This is a genomic window from Streptomyces sp. NPDC054840, assembly GCF_053611065.1.
Genome location: NZ_JBSGZP010000816.1, coordinates 1 through 2939, shown reverse-complemented (window position 1 = coordinate 2939; position 2939 = coordinate 1). Strand labels below are relative to the sequence as shown.

2 protein-coding genes are annotated in these 2939 nt (G+C 72.1%); one reads left to right on the top strand and one right to left on the bottom strand.

What is annotated here, in order from left to right; genetic code table 11:
* Nucleotides 1–67 precede the first annotated feature (67 nt).
* Complete coding sequence (locus ACWGIU_RS34480; protein ID WP_453712044.1) at nucleotides 68–826, bottom strand: ferritin-like fold-containing protein; 759 nt, start codon at nucleotides 824–826, stop codon at nucleotides 68–70.
* A gap of 472 nt (nucleotides 827–1298) precedes the next feature.
* Between ACWGIU_RS34480 and ACWGIU_RS34475 the strand changes: the two genes are divergently transcribed.
* Nucleotides 1299–2939 (top strand): DEAD/DEAH box helicase (locus ACWGIU_RS34475; protein ID WP_453712043.1); only part of this gene is annotated, 1641 nt, incomplete at its 3' end.

Sequence of the window (2939 nt, the reverse complement as noted above, 5' to 3'; positions counted from 1 at the left end):
CCGGTGCGCCGTGTGCGCGCCGGGGCCGACGTGTGGAGCGGTACGGAGCCTCGCGGCCGCCGTGGGCTCAGGCGGCGAGGCCGAGGGCCGCCATCCGCTTGGTGTGCGCCTTGGTGATGCGAGTGAACATCTCGCCGACGGCCGCCAGGTCGAAGCCGGCCGCCATCCCGTCGACGCCGCCGACCAGCATGGTCGAGAGCGCGTCGCGCTCGGCGACCACGCGCTGGGCCTGCGAGAGGGCCTCGCCCATCAGCCGGCGGGCCCACAGCGCGAGCCGGCCGCCGCAGCGCGGGTCCGCCTCGATCGCCGCGCGGACCTTCTCGACGGCGAAGTTGCCGTGGCCGGTGTCGTCGAGCACGCCGAGCACGAGGGCGCGGGTGTCGGTGTCCAGGTGGGAGGCGACCTCGCGGTAGAAGTCACTGGCGATGGAGTCGCCGACGTAGGCCTTGACCAGGCCCTCCAGCCAGTCCGACGGCGCGGTCTGGCGGTGGAAGTCGTCGACGCCCTTCGCGAAGGGCTCCATGGCGGCGGTGGGCTCGACCTCGATCGCCGCGAGCCGGTCCCGCAGCCGCTCGAAGTGGTGGAACTCGGCGGAGGCCATCGCGGCGAGCTCGGCCTTGTCGTCCAGGGTGGGCGCGAGCTTCGCGTCCTCCGCGAGGCGCTCGAAGGCCGCGAGCTCGCCGTACGCGAGCGCACCCAGCAGGTCCACGACGGCGGCCCGGTACTGCGGCGAGGCAGAGGCGGCGGCCCAGTCCTGGGAGGCGATACCCACGGCTTCGCCGGGTGCGCTGTCGTCGGCGGGCGAGGCGTTTTCTACGGTCGACATGCCTCGCACAATAGCCCGCCGAATGGCCCCCCAAGGCACCATGCCGGTTCCTTGCCTGTCCAGCTGAACGCGCCTCCCCGGTGAATTCACCCGACACACCTGCGCGATTCCGGGGTACAGTGGTAATGCGCCTGCCGAATACTCGGCGGGCCATCCCGAATGAGGATGCCCGGTCGGTGGCCCGATCGGCTCCAACCGACCGCCCTCGGTGCAGTGCGTACGTTCATACGTACCGCCTACCACGAGGGGCCCCCTCAGCGGCAGATGCGCCTGAGCGAAGGCTAGTGGTCCCGCGCAGCTTCGTACGTAGCAGTACTGCAAGCACGGCACGGTACGACCCCCCTCGCCGCCTCGCGCCGCGTCTCACAGAAGAGGCAGCACCCTGACTACGTTCCGAGACCTCGGGATCTTTCCCGAGACGGCCGAAGCCCTCGAGGCCGTCGGCATTGTGTCCCCCTTCCCGATCCAGGAGATGACCCTCCCCGTCGCCATGTCCGGCACGGACGTCATCGGCCAGGCCAAGACCGGTACCGGCAAGACGCTCGGTTTTGGCCTTCCCCTGCTGGAGCGCGTCGTCGTCCCCGCGGACGTCGAGGCCGGCCGTTCCACGCCGGATCAGCTCACCGACGCCCCGCAGGCCCTCGTGGTGGTTCCGACCCGCGAGCTGTGCACCCAGGTGACCAACGACCTCCTGACCGCGGGCAAGGTCCGCAACGTCCGCGTCCTCGCCATATACGGCGGCCGCGCGTACGAGCCCCAGGTCGAGGCGCTCAAGAAGGGCGTCGACGTCATCGTCGGCACCCCGGGCCGCCTGCTCGACCTGGCCGGACAGAAGAAGCTCGATCTCTCCCAGGTCAAGGCCCTCGTCCTCGACGAGGCCGACGAGATGCTCGACCTGGGCTTCCTGCCCGACGTCGAGCGGATCATGAGCTACCTGCCGGCCAAGCGCCAGACGATGCTGTTCTCGGCGACCATGCCGGGCGCGGTCATCGGACTGGCCCGCCGGTACATGACGCAGCCGACGCACATCCGTGCCGTCTCCGAGGACGGTGAGGGCGCGACCGTCGCCAACACCACGCAGCACGTCTTCCGTGCCCACAACATGGACAAGCCGGAGCTCGTCTCCCGCATCCTGCAGGCCGAGGGCCGCGGGCTCGCCATGATCTTCTGCCGTACCAAGCGCACCGCGGCCGACATCGCCGAGCAGCTGGAGAAGCGCGGCTTCGCGTCCGGCGCCGTCCACGGCGACCTGGGCCAGGGTGCGCGCGAGCAGGCGCTGCGCGCGTTCCGCAACGGCAAGGTCGACGTGCTGGTGTGCACCGACGTCGCCGCGCGCGGTATCGATGTCGAGGGTGTCACCCACGTCATCAACTACCAGACGCCCGAGGACGAGAAGACCTTCCTGCACCGCGTGGGCCGTACCGGCCGCGCGGGCAAGAAGGGCATCGCCGTCACCCTGGTCGACTGGGACGACATCCCGCGCTGGCAGCTGATCAACAAGGCGCTGGAGCTGGACTTCCACGACCCGGTGGAGACGTACTCCACGTCTCCGCACCTGTACGAGCAGATGAACATCCCGGCCGGCACCAAGGGCGTCCTGCCGCGCGCCGAGCGCACGCGGGCCGGCCTGAACGCCGAGAACCTGGAGGACTTGGGCGAGACCGGCGGCCGCGGTGGCCGTGGTGGCCGCTCAGGTCCGGCGGCCGCCGCCGTGGTGACCGAGGAGCGTCCGGCCCGTACCCGTACGCCGCGCCAGCGCCGCCGCACCCGTGGCGGGACGGAGTTCACCGAGGACGCCGAGGCCGTCGCAGCGGTGACCCCGGTCCAGGCTCCCGAGGCCCCCGCGGCCCCGGCCGCCGACGAGCCGCGCCGCCCGCGCCGCCGCCGTACCCGGGTGGCCGCGGTGCCGACCCAGGCCGCCGTGGCCGCGCCGGTCGCCGAGGCTCCGGCCCGGGTCGCCGTGGTGACGCCGGTGACCCCGGTCGCCGAGGTCGTCGCCGAGGAGGCTCCGGCCCGTCCGAAGCGCGTCCGTACCCGCAAGGTCGTCGAGACCGAGCCGGAGCCGGACTTCCAGATGCCGCCGCTGGTCGAGCCCGTCCGGGCCCGGCGCACC

Bases quoted from the DNA above. Each gene is read 5' to 3' on its own strand.
- ACWGIU_RS34480 (WP_453712044.1), bottom strand. From the start codon at position 826: ATGTCGACCGTAGAAAACGCCTCGCCCGCCGACGACAGCGCACCCGGC.